Consider the following 20,153-nt stretch of genomic DNA (forward strand, 5'->3'; position numbering starts at 1 on the left):
GCGCCGCTGCTGAACGCGCGCCCGCAGGTGCTGTTCAACTACCTCGGCCGGGGCAGCGAGTCCCAGGCGCTCGACATCACCGGCGGCGACCCGGGCAGCCCGTACGCCGTCGAGGTCAACGCGTGGATCGACGCGGCCACCGGAAGCCTGCGCGCGGTCTTCACCCTCGCCGAAGGCGTCCCCGACGAGCTCACCGAGCACTGGCGGCGCGCCGTGGAGCGGATCGCGGACGCCGCCGCGACCGCCGAGTGGACGGCGCCGGTCACCCCGCTCCAGAAGGGCCTGTTCTTCCAGGCCCAGCTGGCGGGCCCGGCCGGGCACTACGTCGCCCAGAACTACTTCACCTTCGACCGGCGGCTGGACACCGGCGCCCTGGCCGAGGCGATGGCGTACGTGATCGCGCGGCACCCGGTCGTGGGCGCCGGCTTCACCACCGACGCCGGCGGCGACCCGGTCCAGGTCCTCGCGGCCGGTCGGCGGGTCGACGTCCGCGTGGTCACGCTGTCGACGGACGCGGAGGTCGAGGCCCTGCGCGCCCGGGACCGCGACACGGGCTTCGACCCGGGTGAGCCGCCGCTGATCCGGCTGACCGTGGTGCGCCTGCCCGGCGACCGCGACGGCCTGCTCCTGAGCTACCACCTGCTGCTGTGGGACGGCTGGTCCCGCGAGATCGTGCTCCGTGACCTGTTCGACGCCTATGAGGCCGTCCTCGCGGGAGCGCCACTCGTCCCGGTCCCGGCCACGCCCAGCTTCGAGAGCCACGCCCGGGCGCTCGCCGCCAGGGACCTCGCCGCGTCGGAACGCTTCTGGGCCGGGCACCTGACCGGCCTCCCCGGCCCGACGCTGCTCGCCGGGCCGTCGCCGTCGCTGCCGGACGAGCTGCCGAGCGCCCTCGTACGCACGCTCTCCCCCGGGCAGTCGGACCTGCTGCGGGAGGCGGCCAGGACCCACGGCGTCACGCTGAACTCGGTGCTGACCGGCGCGTTCGGCCTGCTGCTGGGCGCGCACACGGGCCGGAGCGACGCCGTGTTCGGCGTGACCGTCTCCGGCCGGGAGGGCGAGGGCCTGTCCGACATCGTCGGCGTGCTGCTCAACACCGTGCCCATGTGGACGCGGGCCCGGCCGGACGACACGGTACGGGAGTATCTGTCCGCCGTGCAGGCGGCCAGGGTCGCCGCGATGGAGCACGAGCACCTGGGGCTCGGCGAGATCCAGCGGGCCGGCGGGCACGACACGCTGTTCGACAACCTGTTCGTGCTGCAGAACTTCCTGGACCTGGACGCGCTCGCCACGATGAACGCCCGGCACGGCATCACCGAGGTGCGCGCCGAGGACTCCACCCACTACCCGTTCACCTGGGTCGTCACGCCGGGCGACCGGCTCACGATCAAGCTGGAGCACCGCGACGACGACGGGGAGCGCGCCCGCCGCCTCCTGGACGACTACGTGCGCGTGCTCGAGGAGCTGGCCCGCTCGACCGGGCCGGTGGGCGCGCTGCGGGGGCTGGGGCCGGAACCCGAGCCGGCCGTACGCACGGACGTCGGCACGGACACCGTGGTCGACCGGTTCGACCAGGCGGCGGACGGCGGCCCGCAGCGGGTCGCGCTCGTCGCCCACGGCCGGACCATGACGTTCGCCCAGCTCAGGGACCGCAGCCGCGCGGTGGCGGGGGTGCTCGCCCGGCGCGGCATCGGCCCCGAGACGACCGTGGGCCTGGCGATCCCGCGTTCTCTCGACTCGATCGTGGCGCTGTTCGCCGTGCTGCGCGTCGGCGCCGCGTACGTGCCGCTGGAGCTGGACCACCCGGACGAGCGGATCGCCGCGATCGTCGCGGACGCCCGCCCGGACGTGATCCTCACCGTGAGCGCGGTCGCCCCCCGGCTGACCGGCGACCTGATCGAGCTGGACCGCCCTCTGCCCGAGGCCGAGCCGTTCACGACGTTCGCGCCGGACGACCCGGACCGGCTGCGGCACCCGGCGTACACCATCTACACCTCCGGATCGACCGGGAAGCCCAAGGGTGTGGTGACCGGGTACGCCGGGCTCACCAACATGCTCATCAACCACCAGCGCCGGATCTTCGAACCGGTGCTGGCGCGGCACGGGCACCGGGTCTTCCGGATCGCGCACACCGTGTCGTTCGCGTTCGACATGTCGTGGGAGGAGCTCCTGTGGCTCGCCGACGGCCACGAGGTGCACATCTGCGACGAGGAGCTGCGGCGCGACGCGCCCCGCCTGGTCGAGTACTGCCTCGAGCACGGGATCGACGTCATCAACGTGACCCCCACCTACGCGCAGCAACTGGTGGCCGAGGGGCTGCTGGACGACCCCGCACGGCGGCCCGCGCTGGTGCTGCTGGGCGGCGAGGCGGTCACCCCGGCGCTGTGGCGCCGGCTCGCCGAGACCGAGGGGACGGTCGGCTACAACCTGTACGGCCCCACCGAGTACACCATCAACACCCTCGGCGTCGGCACCTTCGAGTGCCAGGACCCGGTGGTCGGCGTGGCGATCGACAACACCGACGTGTACGTGCTAAACCCGTGGCTGCGGCCCGTGCCGAACGGCGTGCCCGGCGAGCTGTACGTGTCGGGCGTCGGCATCGCGCGCGGCTACCTCGGGCAGCCCGCCCAGACCGCGCACCGGTTCGTCGCCTGCCCGTACGGCGAGCCAGGCGAGCGCATGTACCGCACCGGGGACCTCGTGGTCCGGCGGCCCGACGGGAACCTCATGTACCTGGGCCGCACCGACCAGCAGGTCAAGATCCGCGGGCACCGGGTGGAGCCGGGCGAGGTCGAGGCCGCGTTCGAGGCGCACCCGGCGGTGCGGTTCGCCGCCGCGGTCGCCCAGCCGGACCCGCAGGTGGACGGCGCGTACCGGCTGGCCGCCTACCTCGTGCTGGGCGGCTCCGACCTCGCGACCGTCGCCGCCGAGGTGGGCGCCGGGCTGCCGGACTTCCTGCGCCCCACGCACTACGCCCAGGTCGACGCCATCCCGCTGACCGTGAACGGGAAGGCCGACGCCAAGGCGCTGCCGGAGGCCAGGCCGCTGGGCACGCTGACAACGGCGGGCGAGCGCGGCCCGGCGACCGGGACCGAGACGGTGGTGTGCGAGTTCTTCGCCGAGGCGCTGGACCTGGACGACGACGAGGTGAGCGCGGTGAGCGACTTCATGTCCCTCGGCGGGCACTCCATGCTGGCGGTGCGGCTGATCGGGCTGCTCCGCCGCGAGTACGGCCCCGTGATCACCATTCGTGACCTGTTCGCCCTGCGGACCCCCGAAGCGATTGCCCGGCACCTCGATGACAACTCCTGACCGTACGGGGTCCGGCATCCTGCGGACCGCACTGCGACGCAACGCGGGCGCCATGGCCTGCGGCACCGTCCTCATGGGCATGTACCAGGCCGGCGAGACCGCCTTCCCCATCGCGCTCGGCCTGATCGTCGAGCACACGATGCGCGAGCGCGGCCTGGGCTCGCTCGCGGTGTCGATCGCCGCGCTGGCCGTGATCATCACGACGGTGTCGCTGTCGTGGCGGTTCGGGATGCGCATCCTGCAGAAGGCCAACACGACCGAGGCGCACCGCTGGCGGGTACGGGTCGCGGCCTGCGGGCTCCAGCCCGTGGCCAGGGACGCCGACCTCAAGTCCGGCGAGGTCCTGACCATCGCCACCGAGGACGCCGACCAGACCGCCGACATCATCGAGGTGGTGCCGCTGCTGGTCAGCTCGCTGGTCGCGGTGCTGATCACGGCGGTCGCCCTGGGCACGGCCACCGTGTGGCTCGGCCTGCTCGTGATCGTGGGAACCGTCGCGATCCTGTCGATCCTGAGCGTGCTGTCCAGGCGGATCGGCGCCGGCACCCGCGAGCAGCAGGCCCGGGTGGCGCGGGCGGGCGCGAAGGTCGCCGACCTGATCACCGGCCTGCGGCCGCTGCACGGTTTCGGCGGCACCCACGCGGCGTTCCTGTCCTACCGGAAGGTCAGCACGGAGGCGAGGAGCCAGGCGGTCACCGTCGCCAAGGTGAACGGCGCGTACGCCGGCGCCGCGCAGATCCTCAACGCGATCCTCGCCACCGCGGTGACCCTGGCGGCGGGGTGGCTGGCGTTCGAGGGCCGGATCTCCATCGGCCAGCTCGTCATGGCCGTGGGGCTGGCGCAGTTCATCATGGAACCGCTCAAGCTGTTCTCGGAGATGCCGAAGTACGTGATGATCGCGCGCGCGTCGGCCGAGCGGATGGCGCTGGTGCTGGCCGCGCCCGCGGTGATGACCCCGGGGCCGGAGCGCCCGTCCGCGGGCGGGGACCTGGAGGTCGACGGCGTCCGGTACGGGGCGCTGCGCGAGCTGAAGTTCCACGTGCCGGCCGGGGAGTTCGTGGCGATCGCCGCCTACCAGCCGCGCGCGGCGGCCGATCTCGTGTCGATCCTGGCCGTGAACGTCCCGCCCGGCGCGTACGAGGGCGTGGTGCGGGTCAGCGGGCGGGAGGCGGCGGACCTGGCGATCGAGGCGGTCCGCGAGCGCATGCTGGTGAACCCGTACGACGGGGAGATCTTCGCGGGCACCCTCCGCACGAACATCGACCCGGCGGGCACCGGCCGCCTGGTCCCCGAAGCCGTCGAGGCGTCCATGCTGGTCGACGTGGTCGCCCTCCACCCCGACGGGCTCGACTACGGCGTCCGCGACCGCGGCGCCAACCTCTCCGGCGGGCAGCGCCAACGGCTGTCGCTGGCCCGCGCCCTGGCCGCCGACGCCGACATCCTCGTCCTGCACGACCCGACCACGGCCGTCGACGCGGTCACCGAGCAGCTCATCGCGCGCAACGTCGCGGAGCTGCGCCGGGGCCGCACCACCGTCGTGATCACCAGCAGCCCGGCCCTCCTCGACGCCGCCGACCGGGTCCTCGTCCTGGACGGCGGCGTCATCACGGCGGAGGACACCCATCGCAACCTGCTCACCACCGACGAGAACTACCGCCTGGCCGTGGCCCGGTGAACCCAGAAGGGATCAAGCATGACCACCAACCCGTTCGACGACGCCGACGGCCGCTTCCTGGTCCTGGTCAACGCCGAGAACCAGCACTCCCTGTGGCCCTCCTTCGCCGAGGTCCCCGCCGGCTGGACCGTCGTCCTCCCCGAGAGCAGCCGCGCCGCCTGCCTGGACTACATCGAGCGAAACTGGACCGACCTGCGCCCGCGTTCGCTGGCCGAGAGGCTCAGCTGAGCACGCAGCTCACCTGGGGCGGCGTGTTGGTGGCGTTGTTCCACGTCGCGTTGAAGCCGAACGCGGTGGACGCGCCGACCGGCAGGCTGCCGTTGTAGGCGGCGTTCCGCGCCGTGACGGTGGCGCCGTTCTGCGTGATTGCGGTGTTCCACGATTCGCGGACCTGCTGCCCGTCGGCGAACGTGAGGGTCGTCGTCCAGGCGGAGGCCGCGCGCGTGGAGGTGTTCTTCACGGTGACCTCGGCCTGGAAGGCGCCGCCCCACTGGGAGATCACCCGGTAGGCGGCGGTGCACCGGCCGTCACCGGGCGTCGGTGTTGGGGTTGGGGTCGGGGTGGGCGTGGTCGGCGGAATCACGCCGTCGAGCACCCGCGCGAGCGCCGGGTACCAGCGGTCGGCCATCTTCTGGAAGCCGGCGTCGTTGGGGTGCACCCCGTCGCCGGTGTCCGTGGCCGTGTTGAAGCCGGTCCACTGGTCCACGACCACGATGGGCGACTGCGCGGTCGTGAGGCCGGCGGCCCAGCCCGGGATCGCGTTGTCGAGCGCCGTCACGCCGGCCGCGCAGGTGGCGCAGCCGGACGGGTTCATGGGGATGATCTGCGCCACGATGATCTTCATGGTGGGGTTGCTCGCGCGCATCTGACCGACCAGCTTCGTGTACGCGGCCAGAACGGTGCTGGTCGGGATGAAGCCGCCCCACATGTCGTTGGTGCCCAGGTGCATGAGGACGATGTCGGGCCTGGCCGCGGCCAGCCACGGCGGCAACTGGTTCTGGTCGGCGATGCCGGTGGCGGAGTAGCCGCCGTGGCCCTCGTGGTCGCCGTCGTAGGTGTAGCCGTAGTTGCAGCCGCCGTCGGGGTCGCTGCCGACGAAGTCGATGCCGGTGTACCCGGTCGTCTGCAGGCGGTGCCAGAGCATGGCGCGCCAGCAGCCGGGTCCGGCGGTGATGGAGTCGCCGAGCGGCATGATGCGCACGGGCGCCGCCGCCGACGTGGCGGGCAGGGCGGCGCCGAGGGTGACCGCCAGCAGGAGCGCGGTGAGCAGGGCGTACAGGTGGGATCGGCGAAGCATCGGTGACTCCCCGGGTGAGGTGGCCCGGCCCGCCCGGTGGCGGGCCGGGCCGGGGGTTCTACGAGTAGGGGTTCTGGGTGAGCAGATGTGCCTTGAAGCCCTCGCCGTACGTGCTGGTCGGGGTGCCGTTGTAGTCGGTGATCAGGACGTTGCCCTGGCTGCAGCCCCACGGGTTCCAGGTCCAGGCGGTGTATCCGACGCCGTGCGCGTCGGCCCACGCCATCACCTGGTCGATGTAGTCGTGGGCGCAGGAGTTCTGCCCGATCTCGCCGGCGTGCACGGGCACCTGCGCGGCCACGGCGCCGACCTGACTGTTCCAGCAGGAGACGTTGGAGCAGGTGTTGAAGTTGTACGTGTGCCAGGCGGCCATGAGGTTGCCAGCCGGGTCGGTCGGCTTGTAGGTCAGCCACTGGCTCAGGTCGTTGGACCAGGCCAGGCCGCCGAGCATGATCACGTTGGTGGCGCCGGTGGCGCGTACGGCGTTGACCAGCGACTGCATGCCGGCCACCTGGTAGCCGATGCCGGTGCAGGTGCCGCCGTCGCGCCAGCAGGTCCAGCCGGCGGTCGCGTTCCAGTTCGCGGCGGCGTCCGGGTAGGGCTCGTTGAACAGGTCGAAGACGACCGCGTTGTTGCCCTTGAACGCGTTGGCCACGCCGGTCCAGAACGTGGGCGCGTACTGCGCGTCCGGCATCGGCTTCTGGCAGGTCGCCGCGGTGTCGGAGCAGCCGGCGCCCTGACCGGTGTACTGGCCGTAGTTCCAGTGCATCTCCACGATCGGCGTGACGCCGTTGTTCACCAGCAGGTTCACGTAGTCCTTGACGTTCTGCTGGTACGCGGCGCCGCTGGGCGAGCCGTTGGTGCCGATCCAGCACTCCTCGTTCAGCGGGATCCGGACCGCGTGGATGTTCCACGCCTTCATGGCGTCGATCGAGGCCTTGTCCACCGGGCCGCTGTCCCACATGCCCTTGCCCTGCACGCAGGCGAACTCGCCGCTGGCCCGGTTGACGCCGAGCAGCCGGTAGGTGTTGCCGTTGTTGGCGACCAGCTTGTTCCCGGAGACGCGCAGGATCGGCGCCGGGAGGTTGGTGCCGTCGTCGTCATCGGCCTCGGTGGCGTTGACCGTGACCGTGGTCAGGCCGGAGGAGGCGACGCTGATGGGCCGGGTGCCGTTGAGCCGGTCGGTGTCCTGTGCCGCGCGGAGCGTCACGGTCTGCGGGGTGCTCCAGTTGGCCGTGGTGAAGGTCAGGGAGGCGCCGGCGCTCACGGTGATGTCGCTGTCGCCGGTGCCCGCGGTGCTGGTGACCGTCACGTTGCCGGTCGGCTGGGACTGCAGGCGGACCGTGTAGCTCGCGGACCCGCCCTCGGGCACGCTCACGCTGGTCGAGGAGACCACCAGAGCCTGCTGCTGCGGGCCTCCGTTGCCGTTGCCGACGCACGAGACGCTGGGCGGCGGGTTGTTGGCGCCGGTGTACGTGCCGTTGAAGCCGACGGTCCACGTCGCCCCGGTGGCCTTGGCGGCGTTGTAGGTGGTCGGGTTGACGGTGACGGCCGCACCCGCCGGGGTGGGCGTGGCCGGGGTCGGCACGCCCTCCCACATCTGGGTGATCACCTGGTTGTCGGGGAAGTCGAAGCTCAACGACCACTTGGTCAACGGGTCACCGGTGTTGGTGACGTTGATGTTGGCGCCGAAGGCGCTGCCGTTGTCCCAGACCTTGGAGTAGGTGGCCGAACACGACGCGGCGGCCTCGGCAGCGGTCTGCGCGGCGGCGAGACCGAATCCGGCGAGCAGCACGGCGGCCGCGGCCGACAAGGCTCTGCGCCACGAGTTCCGGTGAATGGACATGGGGGTTCTCCGTGACTTATTGATGGGAGCGCTCCCAAACGTTCTTCCCGACGAGTCCGCTTCGCAAGAACGCGCCCGCTGCCGGGGCCGGGGCAGCCGCGCCGACCTTGAAAAAGGCGGCGAACGCTGCTGAAACTTTCATCCCGACCGGTGGGGATACAGTGTGATCTCATGAGCGGCGAGCGTTGGCTGCGCGTGCCGGTCGGGGACGAGGCTGCCCGGTGGCGCACGGTCGGCTCCAGCCGCACCGTCCTCGCGGTGGCGCGTACGGTGACCTCGGCCGGGCGGCTGCTGGAGATCCTGCCGTTGTTCCGGTCCGACCCTCGCGTGCAGGTGCTGTTCACGGTCGTGGCCGGCTCGGCCTTCGACGATGGCGTCGGTGACTACCTGCTCAGTGTCCAGGCGCGGACCGTGCCCTGGTCGCAGGCCGTGGAGACGCCGTTCCACCTCGCCGCCCCGGCCAGCGCCAACGGCGCGTTGCACCAGCTCAAGGCCCCGCTGCTGGTGGTACCGCACGGCGCCGGGTACAACCGGCTCCTCAGCCCGGCCGATGGCCCCGAGAGCGGGGTCTCAGGGCTGGCGCGGCACCAGCTCGTCCACGAGGGCAGGGTCGTGCCGGCCACCATCGCCCCGTCGCATCACGAGCAACTGTCACGGCTGGAGCGGGAGTGTCCCGAGGCGCTCCCGCGGGCCGTGGTGGTCGGTGACCTGGTGTTCGACCGGATCCGGGCCAACCTCGCCCGGCGTGACCGCTACCGGCGGGCTCTGGGGGTGGGCCCGGACCGCAAGCTGGTGCTGGTCAGCTCGACGTGGGGCGCGCATTCCCTGCTCGGCGCGAACGGCGACGTGGTGGCCCGGCTGGTGGCCGAGTTGCCCGTCGACGAATACCAGGTCGTGCTGGCGGCACACCCCAACGCCTGGTTCGGCCACGGCGGCCTGCAGGTACGCCTGTGGCTGGCCGACGCCCGTGACGGCGGCCTGCTGGTGCTCCCGCCGCAGCAGGGCTGGCAGGCCGCGCTCGTGGCGTCGGACGTCATCGTGGGCGATCACGGCTCCGTCACCTTCTACGGCGCCGCCCTCGGTCGCCCGGTGCTCCTGGCCTCCTCCGGACGCGAGGCCGAGGAGCTCGACCCCGGCTCCCCTACGGCCCTGCTGTCCGGGACTCTGCCCCGGCTGGACCCGGCCGGCGCCGTCCTGTCGCAGATCGAGCAGGCCATGGCGGCCCACGGTCCGCACGACGACGTCGCCGGGCGTACCCTCGGCATGCCCGGTCAGGCGGGTGGCCTGCTGCGGCGCCTGGCGTACCGGCTGATGGAGCTGCCCGAGCCCGCCGCGCCCGCGACCGCCCGGCCACTCGCCGAGCCGCTGCCCGAGCGCGGCGAGGTGCTCTCCTTCGAGGTGGAGGCGGTGGTCGGCGGCGGCTGCGTGACCGTCCGCCGATATCCCGCCGTCCTGGAGCGCCGGCCCGGCGGCCAGGTGCGTGACCCGCATCTGGTCGTGGACGCCGAGGAGGTGAACCCGCGGCTGCTGGAGAACGCCGCGATCGTGGTCGGCCGGGAAACGCGGCCGGGCTGGGCCCAGGAGACGCTGCGACGGTACCCCGGCTGCTTCATGACCGCCGAGATCGTCGGCGACCGGTCGGTCGACCTGACGCTGAGGGACGGAGAGCGGCTGCGGGTCGGCATCACGCCGGCCCGCGGCGGCGATCCTGACCCCCGATGCCTGCCGTCCGCGGTGTACGGCTGGCTCGTGCGGGGCCGGAGCCGGGAGGATCTCCACTCCGGGATCACCGTCCGGGTGGGCGACCGGCAGGTGGTCGTCAACTGTGACTCCTGAGATCAGGGTCGGAGTGGGCGACCGGCAGGTAGTCGTCAACTGTGACGCCGAGATCAGGGTCGGTCCACGGCGGCCAGGCGGGCACGCAGCGTCTCGGCCCTGGGCAGGTTGCCCGAGGCCAGGCAGACCGTCAGGGCCCGCCGCAGGCAGTCCGCCGCCTCCTCGCGGTCACCGCCGTCCTCGGCCAGCTCCGCCAGGAGCTCCCACGCCTGGGTCTCCTTCACCGGCACCCGGCACTCGCGCGTGATCTCCGCGGCGGTCCGCGCCGACCGGATCGCTTCGGCACGGCGTCCGAGCCCGCGTTGGGCCCTGGCCAGCTCCAGGTGGATCCGCCCCTGGCTGAGCGCGTCTCCGGCGGCGACCATGAGGGGCAGTGCGCGGCCGAGGGCGGCCGCCGCTGCCCCGTGCCGGCCGGCGTCCAGGTGGGCGAGGCCGAGGTGGTACTGCTGCATGCCGACCCCTCGGCCGTTGCCCGCCCGCTCGTGGATGGCCGAGGCCGCGGCGAAGCTCTCGGCGGCGGCGTCGGGCTCCGCCTGGACGAGGGCGGCCCGGCCCAGCGATTCCAGGATCACCGCCTCCATCCTCGGGTCGCCGGACGCTCGGGCCGCTTGCCGGGCCCGTACGAGCTGATCGCGCGCCTGGTCGAGCTCGCCGAGCATCAGCTGGGCACGCGCCAACTGGTTGCGCATCCTGGCCTCCACGGCGGGAGCCTCCAGGCGGAGCGCGGCTTCCACCCCCAGAGCGTTGGCCTCGGCGCAGTCGGCGTGATAGCCGCGATCGTGGTGGAGCGGCCAGAGCGCTTCGGCCAGCTGCCAGACGATCTCGTCCCACTCGCGCGCGGCGGCGGCGCGCAGCACCGCCAGCAGGTCGGCGCGTTCGGCGTCGAGCCAGTCGAGGGCTTCACCGCGCGAGGCGAACGACCACCCCGCGCGCTCGCTGTGGTCGGCCAGCCGCAACCGCCTGCCCATCGCGGCGTCGGCGGCGGCCGCCCCGGTCAGATACCATTCCGCCGCCCGTCGCAGCGCCGACTCCCGCGCCTCGGGCGGCTCCGCGCTGCGCGCACGACGGGCCGCGTGCAGGCGGACGAGGTCATGCATCCGGTAGCGGTCCTCCGCGAACTCCTCCACCAGATGCGCGTCGAGCAGCAGGTCCAGCGCCTGATCCGGCTCGTCGTCCAGCACGGCGGCGGCCAGCCCCGGGCTGAACGCGCTGCCGGGCAGCACGCCGAGCAGCCGGTAGAGCCGGGCGGCGCCTTCCGGCAAGCCCTCATAGACAGCCTCGAAGAACGCGTCCACGAACACCCCGCCCTCCGTGGCCGCCCGGTCGAGACGCCGTCCGGCCTCGGCCAGGTCCCGGATCAGCCGCTCGACCGACCACGCCGGGTGCCGCAGCAGCTGCGCGCCGGCCATCCGCAGGGCGATCGGCAGCCCGCCGCACAGCCGCACCAGCTCGGCGGCGTGCGTACGCTGCCCGTCGACTCGTTCCTCCCCGAGCATCCCGGTCAGCAGCCGCAGCCCCTGCTCGGTATCCAGCGGGCCGACCGTGACGGGCACCGCGCCCTCGGCGAGCAGCCCGCGCAGCCGGCGGTGGCTGGTCACCACCACGGCGCTGCCGGGCGAGGCCGGGCACAGCGGGGTCACCTCCGCGGCGTGCTCCGCGCCGTCCACCAGCACGAGCAGCCGCGACCCCGCCGTCATCGAGCGGAACATCGCCGCCCGCTCCGGCAACTCCCCCGGGATCCAGCTCTCGTGGACGCCGAGCGCCCGCAGGAAGGCGGCGAGGACGTCGCTCACCCCGGTCGCCCCGCCGTGCCGCAACGCCCCGAGGTCCACGTAGAGCTGGCCGTCGCCGAAGCGCTCCCGCGCCTGGTGGGCCCAGCGCCGCCCCACGGCGCTCGTACCGACTCCCTTCAAACCGCAGACGACCGCCACGGCGGGGCCGTCGGCGAGGTGCCGGTCGAGCAGCGCCAGCTCGAGCGTCCTGTTGACGAAGCCGGGCGGCTCCGCGGGCACCTGCCGGGGTACCCGGACGGGAGCGGCGGGCATGGCGGGCGCCGCGGCGATGTTGATGACACCGACGTCCGCGGCCTGCACCACCGTGCCGGTCACCTGCCCGGAGAGCTCATTGCGGACAATTCCGCCCCCTTCAGTGCTCACCACGCCCGCCTCGCCCATGAACGCTCTTCGCCGGTCACGATTCAGGAGTGTTCCCCTTCGGCCGGGACTCTCGGATACGCACAGGGAAGCCATAACCGATCGGCATGAGTACCCGTGCCGTGCGCGCTCGGCCCCGGTGTGGATCTACGCTCGAAGGACACCTCTCACACGCGAAAGAGGAGCGATGGATCCGAGTGTCATCGCCACCCTGACGGCGGTGGTCTCCGCCATCGCCGGCGGCGCCGCGGGCGAGGCCGGCAAGAGCGCGTGGGGCTCGCTGACGGCGCTCGTGCGGCGGCGGTTCGGCACGGATGCCGCCGTCACGGCCGCCTTGGAGCAGGCTGACACGAGGCCACCGGAGGAGACGACGCGGGTCCTGGTGGACCACGCGCACGCGGACGGCGAGTTCCAGCGATCGCTGGCTGACTGGGCCGGCGAGACGGCCCGGCTCCTTCAGTACAAGCACGACGTGAGCAACACCATCGGCGGCGACGCGCGCATCACCGGCACGGTCATCCAGGCCGGTGACATCTCCGGCTCCATCAACATCGGCACGCCAGGCCCGCCCGAACGCCGGTGAGGACGTAGGGGCAGAGGCGAGGCCTCAGGCCCGCGGGGCGGTCGCGGACGTGGCGGCCCATGGGGCATACTGAGTCCGCCCGACCATGATCATTAACCCGATTTAGTCCCGATCCGGCATTCCCGCACTTCTCCTCCTCGCGTAAGGAAGAAATGTCCGATCAGGAAATCAATCGGCGTACATTCTTAACCTCGGCGGCGGCAGCCGGCGGCATGGGCCTGGGGCTTTCACTCATCCCGGCCGACGCCCAGGCAGCCGCCCCGAGCGCCGGCCGTAGCGCGGCCACCTGGGAGAATCTCGTCGAGAAGACCTCCTTCAACAGTCAAACGGCCTTCAACGCGGCGTGGAATTACCTTTATCCCTGGGACAGCGACCCCGACACCCACAATGGCGCCGCGCGCATGGAGGCCGCCCAGGTCTCCCTCAGCCAAGGCGTGCTGACCTTGAAGGCGACCAGGCTGTCCGCCTCGCCCGGGACCAGCCCGCAACCCCCGCACGCCCCCCTGTGGTACCGCTCCGGCGCCATCCACGCCAAGCAGCAGATCATCGTCAACGACCAGTTCCCCGAGTACGACATCGAGGGCGAGTTCCGGACGCAGACCGGGCCGGGCATCTGGCCGGCTTTCTGGACCACCGGCACCTGGCCGGAATGGCCGCCGGAGACCGACATCCTGGAATACGTCGGCGTCAACGACCAGCGGCCCGGTCCCGACGGCGACACCTATTTCCGCGCCCGCAACGTGTGGTTCGGGCGGACGCGCGCCTGGTGACAGCCGGGCCGTCACAGGTTTCGGCCGCTGTCAGCGGGAATGTGGGCCGCGAGAGGAGGCTCGCATGAACACGCAGCAAGATGTGATCGAGGTCCTGGTCACCGACCACCGTGAGGTCGAGCGGATGTTCTCCGAGCTCGACCACATGAGGGGCGCGATCGGCGAGGAGCCCAAGACGCTGACCGAGCAGGTGGTCATCGAACTGGTACGGCACTCGGTCGCCGAGGAGCAATACCTGTACCCGGCCGTCCGCGAGCACGTCCCCGGCGGCGCCAAGCTGGCCGATCAGGAGATCTCCGAGCACGCCGACGCCGAGGAGACCATGAAGCGGCTCGAGGGGCTGGAGCCGGGCGACGCCGAGTTCTGGCTCACCACGGATCTGCTGATGAGCCAGATCCGCGCCCACGTCCGCGAAGAGGAGAACGATCTGTTCCCCCGGTTGCGCGAGGCCTGCGCGCCCGAGGAGCTGAGGGAACTCGGGGCCAAGGTGGAGCGGGCCAAGAAGACGGCTCCCACCCGGCCGCACCCGTCGGCGCCCGACACTCCGCCGGCCAACAAGCTGCTGGCGGCGGGAACGGGGCTGGTGGATCGCATCCGTGACGCCCTCACCGGCCGGGGCCGCTCCTGAAGTGAATCCGTCCCCAGGCCCGTCGGCCTGGGGACACTATCTCGCCAGCGGGAGAGCGGCCCCTGAGCCGGGTCAGCGGTCCTCGGGGAGGAGTGTGCCGAGCGGCCCGAGGTCGAGGTTCAGGTCCGACGGCGACAGGTCGAAGCGCTCGCACAGCTCCGTCATGGCCTCCTCGAGCCGCATCAACGTCACGCCCAGCACCTCGACCTGCTCGTCCGACAGGTCGCCCTGCTCCATCCGCCGCACGCACTGCCGCTCCACCAGCTGGCGCACGAGCTCGACCAGGGTGAGGACGAGGCGTGACAGGTCACGTTCGACCGCTTCGCGGTCGGCTTCGATGCGCAGGCGGCTGGATCGCGCCTCCCGCACCCGGGTGGCCGGCTCATCTCCAGAGCTCGCCATCGACTCCCCCGAAAGTGTCGGATTCGCGCACCGACATGATCAGCGCGCGGACGGAGATGCGTACCAGGTCGATGTCCGCGATGGACAGGACGAGATCCCCGCTCACCACCACGCCGCCGGCCAGGAGCCGGTCCAGCAGGTCGACCAGCGCCACCCGCTCCGCCGGCAGGCGCTCCTCCGCGGCCAGGACGGCGCCGCGCGGCGGCGTGTCGTGGGTCATCGCGGGCCTCCCTCCTCCAGAACCGTGAACGAGTAGGGCGCCCAGGGGCCGGTGAGCTCCAGCTCGATCCCCTGCCCGCGCAGCTCGTCCAGAGTCCGCGCGAACTCCTCCGCGCGCTCCTCGTCGACCAGGTAGGCGCCGTTGAGGACCATCCACTCGTCCCTGCCGGAAAGCTGCGGGTCCTGCGCCCGATGCCGCCGGCTCGCGACCGCGACGCACCTGAGGACGTCGTGGATGCGCTCGGCCCGCGCCCCCGCGTCCCGCCACGACTCCTCGCGGGTGCGCAGGCTCGCCTGGCGCCGCTTGAGGTAGGCGGTGCCGGGGTTGGCGGGCTCCTGGTCGCTCGTCTCGGGCGCCGCCGGGGCGGTCTCGGTCTTCACCACGTACGCCTTCACCCCCCACTCCTGCCGGCCCGCGACGCGGGTGAGCGTGTCGGCGAAGTCGTCGTGCCGTTCCTCCAGCAGGCGGCGGACCTGCTCCTCGCCGCTGTAGACCGTGACGAGGCGCACCGGCGCGACCGGCCCCAGCCGCGCCACCGCCTCCACCACGCGGTGGTGGGCGTGGGCGGTCGCGCCCAGCCAGTCGAGGTCCTCCATGGATCGCCGCAGCGGCTCCTCGCCGAACTGGTCCAGCGGGACGGTGCTCACGTACGCGACCAGGCCGGACTCGGCGATGGCCCGCACGTCCCGGCCGGCCACCCCCTTCAGGCCCTCCGGGCAGGGGACGGCCACGTCGCTCGCCACGGCGTAGAGGTACGTGCCCGCGTCATCCACCGCGCCGTCCCCTTCTGACCGGCCGTTCCTCGACCTCCTCGACCTCCTCGACCTCGCCCTCGATCGGCTCGATGGCGGGGCGCCGCGGCCGGCCCTCCTCCAGGGCCGCGATCCGGTCGCGCAGCCGGCGGTTCTCCTCGACGAGGGCCTTGTCCTTGCCGGTGAGCCAGGGATCGTGCTCCCACCAGTCGATGCCCATCTCCCTGGCGGTGTCGACCGAGGCGATGATCAGCCGCAGCTTGATCGTGAGCAGCTCGATGTCCAGCAGGTTCACGCGGATGTCCCCGGCGATCACCACGCCCCGGTCGAGGACCCGTTCGAGGATGTCGCCCAGGTTGGCCGGTTCGCGACCCGAGGACACCGAGGACGGGTAGGACTGGCGTCCCACGACCCCCGGCCGGTACTGCTCGGTCATCGCGACTCCTCCACGTAGTCGCCGCTGCCACGCCGGTAACGCCGCAGCCTCCGGTAGGAGAGCAGATCGCCCTCCATGTCCAGTTCGGCCTCGTAGAGTGCGAGGATGTCGCCGGAGGAAGGGACGCGGCGGTCCTCGACGACCTCGACGTTGACCAGCCACCCGTCGTCCTCGGGCTTCACCCGGGTCACGCCCTCCGTCTCCCTGCCGGTCAGGTCCGCAATGTGCTGCAGTCCGAACCCGCCCGCGGCCGCGGCTGACAGGCCACGAGGGCGGCGCTTCGGCCGCTCGGCGGTGTCGCCGGCGGGGTCTCTCGAACGCGCCGGAGGCGCAACCCCCTCCTCGCGAGCCCTTCGCCTCTCAGGCACGGGATCACCTCCCCTCGTCCCGCCGCGCCGGCTCGACCGGACCGAGGCCGCCCATCATCCCCCGCAGGACCTCCCGCGTCTCCAGGGCCTCCTCCTCCTCGGAGATCAGGCCGGCGGCCCGGGACTCCTCGATCTCCTCCAGCCGGTGCCTGACCACCGTCGGATCGCGCAGCTCGTGCTCGACCTGTTCCTGGATCAGCTCACCGAGCCGGATCACGCCGCGCAGCGGCGCCAGCGGCCAGCCGAAGACGAGGCTGAGCAGGCCCATCAGCCGCCCTCCCCGGCGCTCACCACGAAGTCGTACGGCGCCAGCGGGCCGTGCAGCTGCAGCTCGATCCGTCCCGCCCACAGCCGGGAGTACTCCCCCACGGCCTCCTCCAGCGCACCCCGGCGGTCGCTCTCGACCAGGAGCGCCAGGTGGACGGCGTCCCGCTCGTGGGACGGCTCGCGTACGACGGTGAAGACGCTGAGCGGGGTGAGCCGGTCGAGGACGGCCTCGGTGTCGGCCTCCCGTTTGGCGCTGACCGCCTGGTTGACGACCTCGCCCAGCCGGATGCGCGCCTCCCTGGTCGCGGCCTCGGGCTTGCCCCGGATCTCGTCGCGCAGCTGGGCCGCCTCGACGTTCTCGTTCAGCACCTCCATGAGCACCGCCCGCTCGTCGTAGCGTCCCTTGACGACGAACTCCGCCCGTCCCTCCAGCTCGTCGAGGGCGGCGACGAACTCGTCGTGATGCGGGGCCAGCAGCTCGTCCACCACCGCTTCCCGGTTCGTCAGCACCGCGCCGAACCGGAGGGGAAGCACGGGGACCTCGGCCGCGGTGGCGTCCAGCAGCTGCTGGTGCGCCACGAGGTCGTCAGGCGTGCCCAGCGGGCCGGCGACCGCCACCTCGCTCACCAGGGCGCCGATCTTGCCGTGCCTCACCAGGCGCACGGGCGCCGGCGGGGTGCCCACGCCGCGCGCGTCGTCGGAGACCTGGACGTCCTCCGGCACGATTCCGTAGACGTAGGTGTTGAGGCCCTGATCCAGGGGTGTGCGCTCCTCCTCGGACGAAGCAGGGGCGGTGTCGACAGACTCGGCCATGGTCAGCCTTCCTCCCTCCGGCGAGGCCGGGCGGGCCGGCGTTCGGAGTCCTCGGTGGGGTCGCCGACCAGCTCGTGCAGCTTGTCCCCTGCGGCCTCCAGCACCCCTTGCGTGATGTCCTTGGTCCTGTCGCCGATCTGGCCGCCCTTCATCTCCTGCATGATCTCCGGCAGGCCCTGGCCCTGTTCCTCGAGATCCAGCCGGTTCACGGCCTCGGCGAAGCGCAGGTACGTGTCCACGCTGGCGATCACGATACGCGCGTCGATGGTCAGAACTTCGATGCCGACCAGTGAGACCCGGACATAGGCGTCGATCACAAGTCCCTTGTCGAGGATCGTGTCGATCACGTCCGCCAGACCCGTCGGGGTCGGACGGTCCGCCATTCCGCCCGCCGCAGGTTGTACAGTCATTTCCTCGCTCCTCGAGCGTCACCCGCGTCGGGTGGCCACCCTGCGGCGAACCGGCCGCCGGGGCTCTTCCTCCTCTTCCGCGGGACGCCGTCGCACCGGACGCCGGGCGCCCTGGCCCCCGCCGGTCTCGGCGCGGCGACGCGTTCTCTCTTCCTTTTCCTCTTCCTCTTCTTCCGGCTCCTCTTCGTACTCGGCCTCAGGCTCCTCCTCGTATTCTGCTTCGGGCTCCTCTTCCTCCTCGTATTCGCCTTCCGGCTCCTCTTCCCGCTCTTCTTCTTCGGGCTTCTCGGCCTTCTCGAATTCCTCTTCCGGCCGCTCCTCTTCTTCTTCGCCCTGCTCCTCCTCGACGGCGTCCTGGTGCGACTTGACCACCTTGCCGTCGTGGATCACACCACGCCAGCCGTCTTCCTCCACCTCTTCCGGATGCAGCATCGTCTGCGTCATCACGTGCCGCCGGAAGTGCTTGAACTCCAGACGCGCCCGCCTGCCCTGCGCCCGCCAGATGTTGCCGACGCGCTCGAACATGCCCTGCGGGTGATACTCGAGGACGAGCAGGACGCGGGTGAGGTCGGGAGTGACGGCGTGGAAGGTCACCGCACCGTCGACGAAGCCCTTGGCCCCCTTCGACCGCCAGATGATCCGCTCGTCGGGCACCTGCTCGACGATGTGCGACTCCCAGGTCCGATGGGACCAGAAGATCTGCGCCTTCCAGTTGACCTTCTGATCGGACTCCTGGTCGACGTTCTCCACCTTTTTCATGTAGCCCGGGAAATCCTCGAACTGGGTCCACATGTTATAGACGACCCGGATCGGAGCACCCACATCAATCGATTCGACGATATTGGTGATCCGCACCTTCCCGGCCTTTTTCCCCTTCTTCCCCAGTCCTCGAACCGTCTCCTTGACGGCTTCTCCCGCCCCGGCCAGCAGCGATTTCCCGATGATTTTCCCGGGACCGCCCTCGGATCCGGTGACGGCTCTCAACAGCCCGGTTCCGCCGCCCTCCGCGTATTCGCTGAGCCTGCCCGTCATGCCTTCGAGCCGATCGGTGAGAGACGACAGCGCCCGCTCCACCAGAGCCTGGACCAGCTTCTGCGCGCCCTCCATGAGAAGATCCTTCGGCAGCACCTCCTGGGCGACCTTCTGGACCGGCCCGGCCTTGCTCTCCTGTGCCATGGATCTCACCTCCGCCCTCTGCTCACAGGCGGGACGGACGGGACCCGCCCGGCTCTCGGCCGCCGCACGCGGGGCTTCTCCTCCTCCGGAGGCTCCTCGTCGTACGAATCCTCGCCGTACTCTTCCTCGTCTTCCGGCTCTTCCTCCGCGGCACGCGGGCGTCCCGCCTGCCGGATCGACTCGGCTCGCCCGTGCAGCTTCTCGGTCAGGGAGTCGATCTGCCTGCTCGTCGCGGCGACGGCGGCCGCCTTGCCGACCTCAAGCAGTTCTCCGCGCAGCCTGCCGGTGAGTTGTTCGATCTCCGGAGACGAGCCGAGAATCTTCAGCCCCTGCCCCAGGAGACCGCCCCCGCCATTGCTCTGCCGCAACGCGCCGGCCACCCCGGCCGCCGCCAAGGCGGCCGCCCAGCGCAGTTTGCGGCGCCGGCCAAGGTAGTAACCCGCGGCCAGAGCCAGCGCCACTCGGCACCTGTGCTTCATGACCAGCCCTCCTCACTCGGCTGCCCGATCGGTCCCACCCTGCCCGCGAAGGGGATACGGAAACACATAAGCCCCAAAAATGGACATACCTTCGTCCGGCGGGCAGCGATTGCTCTACGTGAACGTGGCCATACGCAGACGCATGAGGGCTCGTGCGATCACGATCAGGGGGAGGGACGGGTGCCGGCCGGCTTCGGCGCCTGGAGCGGCACGGTTGACGCCCTGCCGGAACGCTGCGGGGGCCCGCAACTCCCCGGCAGGGCGTCCGGTCAACCGAGAGCTCTCTCCAGCTGTGCCTTGCTCATCTTGGAGCGGCCCTTGATGTTGCGGCGCCTGGCCTCCTCGTAGAGCTGATCCCGCGTACGGCCGCCCGCTCCGGAGTGCGAGCGCAGCCCTCCGCGCCGGCTCGAGGAGATGTCCTGAGTCGAGGTACGGCTGGCGGTCCGAGACTCACCGGCCCTGGCGCGTTCCTTGTTCACGGTCCGGGCGGCGATCTCCTTGGCCCGCTTGGTGCTTTCGCCCCGCTTCTTGGCGCTGTTCTTGATGTGCTCGTACTGTCGTTCCCGTTTCCGGCTTGATCCGCGAGGCATGTTTCCCCCTTTGCCCAATGTTCGCGGTTGGCTTGTTCGGCCATCTACCCAGCTGAAAGCCACGAAACGAACCGGCCGCGCCTCCCGGGCGGGAGGCGCGGCCGCGTGGTCTACAGGGCGGGTCGCGGGGGGGGCGGGTAGGC

Annotated in this window: 21 protein-coding genes; 7 read left to right on the forward strand and 14 right to left on the reverse strand. The window is 71.6% G+C overall.

Annotated features, from left to right (window positions below; genetic code table 11):
* The 3 genes from ACWDX9_RS44200 to ACWDX9_RS44210 form a co-directional block, all read left to right on the forward strand.
* On the forward strand, positions 1–3,312 hold a 3,312-nt coding region (locus tag ACWDX9_RS44200; protein ID WP_449965766.1), incomplete at its 5' end, for an amino acid adenylation domain-containing protein.
* The gene (locus ACWDX9_RS44205; protein WP_449965769.1) at positions 3,299–4,987 is read left to right on the forward strand and encodes an ABC transporter transmembrane domain-containing protein; all 1,689 of its coding nucleotides are present in this window, start codon (positions 3,299–3,301) and stop codon (positions 4,985–4,987) included. The genes ACWDX9_RS44200 and ACWDX9_RS44205, both read left to right, overlap by 14 nt.
* An 18-nt stretch (positions 4,988–5,005) precedes the next feature.
* Positions 5,006–5,215, forward strand: coding sequence for an MbtH family protein (locus ACWDX9_RS44210; protein WP_449965772.1), 210 nt, complete (start codon positions 5,006–5,008; stop codon positions 5,213–5,215).
* Here the strand turns inward: ACWDX9_RS44210 and ACWDX9_RS44215 are convergent.
* Both ACWDX9_RS44215 and ACWDX9_RS44220 read right to left on the reverse strand, forming a co-directional pair.
* On the reverse strand, positions 5,208–6,284 hold the full coding sequence (locus tag ACWDX9_RS44215) for a cellulose binding domain-containing protein (protein WP_449965775.1): 1,077 nt from the start codon (positions 6,282–6,284) through the stop codon (positions 5,208–5,210). The two genes, ACWDX9_RS44210 and ACWDX9_RS44215, sit on opposite strands and share 8 nt — an antisense overlap.
* 58 nt (positions 6,285–6,342) lie before the next feature.
* Positions 6,343–8,127, reverse strand: coding sequence for a cellulase family glycosylhydrolase (locus ACWDX9_RS44220; protein ID WP_449965778.1), 1,785 nt, complete (start codon positions 8,125–8,127; stop codon positions 6,343–6,345).
* Positions 8,128–8,298: 171 nt separating this feature from the next.
* Between ACWDX9_RS44220 and ACWDX9_RS44225 the strand changes: the two genes are divergently transcribed.
* A complete protein-coding gene (locus tag ACWDX9_RS44225) occupies positions 8,299–9,963 on the forward strand; it encodes a hypothetical protein (RefSeq protein WP_449965780.1) in 1,665 nt (554 codons plus the stop codon).
* Between the two features lie 53 nt (positions 9,964–10,016).
* On the opposite strand, the gene ACWDX9_RS44230 is transcribed toward ACWDX9_RS44225, so the two are convergent.
* The gene (locus tag ACWDX9_RS44230; RefSeq protein WP_449965783.1) at positions 10,017–12,119 is read right to left on the reverse strand and encodes a hypothetical protein; all 2,103 of its coding nucleotides are present in this window, start codon (positions 12,117–12,119) and stop codon (positions 10,017–10,019) included.
* Between the two features lie 184 nt (positions 12,120–12,303).
* Here ACWDX9_RS44230 and ACWDX9_RS44235 point away from each other — a divergent pair, with 184 nt between their 5' ends.
* From ACWDX9_RS44235 to ACWDX9_RS44245, 3 genes are all read left to right on the forward strand, one after another.
* Positions 12,304–12,699 (forward strand): hypothetical protein, encoded by a 396-nt coding sequence (locus ACWDX9_RS44235; RefSeq protein ID WP_449965786.1) that lies wholly within the window; start codon positions 12,304–12,306, stop codon positions 12,697–12,699.
* A 212-nt stretch (positions 12,700–12,911) separates the two neighbouring features.
* Complete coding sequence (locus ACWDX9_RS44240) at positions 12,912–13,469, forward strand: hypothetical protein (protein ID WP_449965789.1); 558 nt, start codon at positions 12,912–12,914, stop codon at positions 13,467–13,469.
* Between the two features lie 64 nt (positions 13,470–13,533).
* Positions 13,534–14,097 carry a hemerythrin domain-containing protein gene (locus ACWDX9_RS44245; RefSeq protein WP_449965792.1) on the forward strand — a complete coding sequence of 188 codons (564 nt, stop codon included), beginning with the start codon at positions 13,534–13,536 and terminating at the stop codon, positions 14,095–14,097.
* Between the two features lie 72 nt (positions 14,098–14,169).
* Here ACWDX9_RS44245 and ACWDX9_RS44250 read toward each other — a convergent pair whose 3' ends face one another.
* From ACWDX9_RS44250 to ACWDX9_RS44300, 11 genes are all read right to left on the reverse strand, one after another.
* Positions 14,170–14,499, reverse strand: coding sequence for a gas vesicle protein K (locus ACWDX9_RS44250; RefSeq protein WP_350735710.1), 330 nt, complete (start codon positions 14,497–14,499; stop codon positions 14,170–14,172).
* The gene (locus tag ACWDX9_RS44255; protein WP_449965794.1) at positions 14,480–14,719 is read right to left on the reverse strand and encodes a gas vesicle protein; all 240 of its coding nucleotides are present in this window, start codon (positions 14,717–14,719) and stop codon (positions 14,480–14,482) included. Before ACWDX9_RS44255 ends, ACWDX9_RS44250 begins: the two co-directional genes overlap by 20 nt.
* Positions 14,716–15,492 carry a GvpL/GvpF family gas vesicle protein gene (locus tag ACWDX9_RS44260; protein ID WP_449965797.1) on the reverse strand — a complete coding sequence of 259 codons (777 nt, stop codon included), beginning with the start codon at positions 15,490–15,492 and terminating at the stop codon, positions 14,716–14,718. The genes ACWDX9_RS44255 and ACWDX9_RS44260 overlap by 4 nt, the downstream gene beginning before the upstream one ends.
* Positions 15,485–15,907, reverse strand: coding sequence for a gas vesicle protein GvpJ (gene gvpJ, locus ACWDX9_RS44265; protein ID WP_449965800.1), 423 nt, complete (start codon positions 15,905–15,907; stop codon positions 15,485–15,487). The genes ACWDX9_RS44260 and gvpJ (ACWDX9_RS44265) overlap by 8 nt, the downstream gene beginning before the upstream one ends.
* A complete protein-coding gene (gene gvpO / locus ACWDX9_RS44270) occupies positions 15,904–16,275 on the reverse strand; it encodes a gas vesicle protein GvpO (protein WP_449965803.1) in 372 nt (123 codons plus the stop codon). The genes gvpJ (ACWDX9_RS44265) and gvpO overlap by 4 nt, the downstream gene beginning before the upstream one ends.
* A gap of 4 nt (positions 16,276–16,279) precedes the next feature.
* Positions 16,280–16,543, reverse strand: coding sequence for a gas vesicle protein GvpG (locus ACWDX9_RS44275; protein WP_449965805.1), 264 nt, complete (start codon positions 16,541–16,543; stop codon positions 16,280–16,282).
* Positions 16,543–17,355: a GvpL/GvpF family gas vesicle protein gene (locus ACWDX9_RS44280; RefSeq protein ID WP_449965807.1), complete on the reverse strand. Its 813-nt coding sequence runs from the start codon at positions 17,353–17,355 to the stop codon at positions 16,543–16,545. The genes ACWDX9_RS44275 and ACWDX9_RS44280 overlap by 1 nt, the downstream gene beginning before the upstream one ends.
* A gap of 2 nt (positions 17,356–17,357) precedes the next feature.
* A complete protein-coding gene (gene gvpJ / locus ACWDX9_RS44285) occupies positions 17,358–17,765 on the reverse strand; it encodes a gas vesicle protein GvpJ (protein WP_449965809.1) in 408 nt (135 codons plus the stop codon).
* An 18-nt stretch (positions 17,766–17,783) separates the two neighbouring features.
* Positions 17,784–18,941 carry an SRPBCC family protein gene (locus tag ACWDX9_RS44290; protein ID WP_449965810.1) on the reverse strand — a complete coding sequence of 386 codons (1,158 nt, stop codon included), beginning with the start codon at positions 18,939–18,941 and terminating at the stop codon, positions 17,784–17,786.
* A 5-nt stretch (positions 18,942–18,946) separates the two neighbouring features.
* Complete coding sequence (locus ACWDX9_RS44295) at positions 18,947–19,420, reverse strand: hypothetical protein (RefSeq protein WP_449965813.1); 474 nt, start codon at positions 19,418–19,420, stop codon at positions 18,947–18,949.
* Positions 19,421–19,689: 269 nt separating this feature from the next.
* The gene (locus ACWDX9_RS44300) at positions 19,690–20,010 is read right to left on the reverse strand and encodes a plasmid stabilization protein (RefSeq protein ID WP_355199900.1); all 321 of its coding nucleotides are present in this window, start codon (positions 20,008–20,010) and stop codon (positions 19,690–19,692) included.
* Positions 20,011–20,153: the final 143 nt, after the last annotated feature.

The sequence above is a fragment of the Nonomuraea sp. NPDC003201 genome (genome assembly GCF_053590415.1).

Coding starts and splice junctions, on each gene's coding strand:
- ACWDX9_RS44300 (WP_355199900.1), bottom strand. CDS start 20,010: ATGCCTCGCGGATCAAGCCGGAAACGGGAACGACAGTACGAGCACATC.
- ACWDX9_RS44225 (WP_449965780.1), top strand. CDS start 8,299: ATGAGCGGCGAGCGTTGGCTGCGCGTGCCGGTCGGGGACGAGGCTGCC.
- ACWDX9_RS44220 (WP_449965778.1), bottom strand. CDS start 8,127: ATGTCCATTCACCGGAACTCGTGGCGCAGAGCCTTGTCGGCCGCGGCC.
- ACWDX9_RS44290 (WP_449965810.1), bottom strand. CDS start 18,941: ATGGCACAGGAGAGCAAGGCCGGGCCGGTCCAGAAGGTCGCCCAGGAG.
- ACWDX9_RS44255 (WP_449965794.1), bottom strand. CDS start 14,719: ATGACCCACGACACGCCGCCGCGCGGCGCCGTCCTGGCCGCGGAGGAG.
- ACWDX9_RS44250 (WP_350735710.1), bottom strand. CDS start 14,499: ATGGCGAGCTCTGGAGATGAGCCGGCCACCCGGGTGCGGGAGGCGCGA.
- ACWDX9_RS44235 (WP_449965786.1), top strand. CDS start 12,304: ATGGATCCGAGTGTCATCGCCACCCTGACGGCGGTGGTCTCCGCCATC.
- ACWDX9_RS44245 (WP_449965792.1), top strand. CDS start 13,534: ATGAACACGCAGCAAGATGTGATCGAGGTCCTGGTCACCGACCACCGT.
- ACWDX9_RS44280 (WP_449965807.1), bottom strand. CDS start 17,355: ATGGCCGAGTCTGTCGACACCGCCCCTGCTTCGTCCGAGGAGGAGCGC.
- ACWDX9_RS44240 (WP_449965789.1), top strand. CDS start 12,912: ATGGGCCTGGGGCTTTCACTCATCCCGGCCGACGCCCAGGCAGCCGCC.
- ACWDX9_RS44210 (WP_449965772.1), top strand. CDS start 5,006: ATGACCACCAACCCGTTCGACGACGCCGACGGCCGCTTCCTGGTCCTG.
- ACWDX9_RS44275 (WP_449965805.1), bottom strand. CDS start 16,543: ATGGGCCTGCTCAGCCTCGTCTTCGGCTGGCCGCTGGCGCCGCTGCGC.
- gvpJ (WP_449965809.1), bottom strand. CDS start 17,765: ATGACTGTACAACCTGCGGCGGGCGGAATGGCGGACCGTCCGACCCCG.
- ACWDX9_RS44215 (WP_449965775.1), bottom strand. CDS start 6,284: ATGCTTCGCCGATCCCACCTGTACGCCCTGCTCACCGCGCTCCTGCTG.
- ACWDX9_RS44205 (WP_449965769.1), top strand. CDS start 3,299: ATGACAACTCCTGACCGTACGGGGTCCGGCATCCTGCGGACCGCACTG.
- gvpJ (WP_449965800.1), bottom strand. CDS start 15,907: ATGACCGAGCAGTACCGGCCGGGGGTCGTGGGACGCCAGTCCTACCCG.
- ACWDX9_RS44295 (WP_449965813.1), bottom strand. CDS start 19,420: ATGAAGCACAGGTGCCGAGTGGCGCTGGCTCTGGCCGCGGGTTACTAC.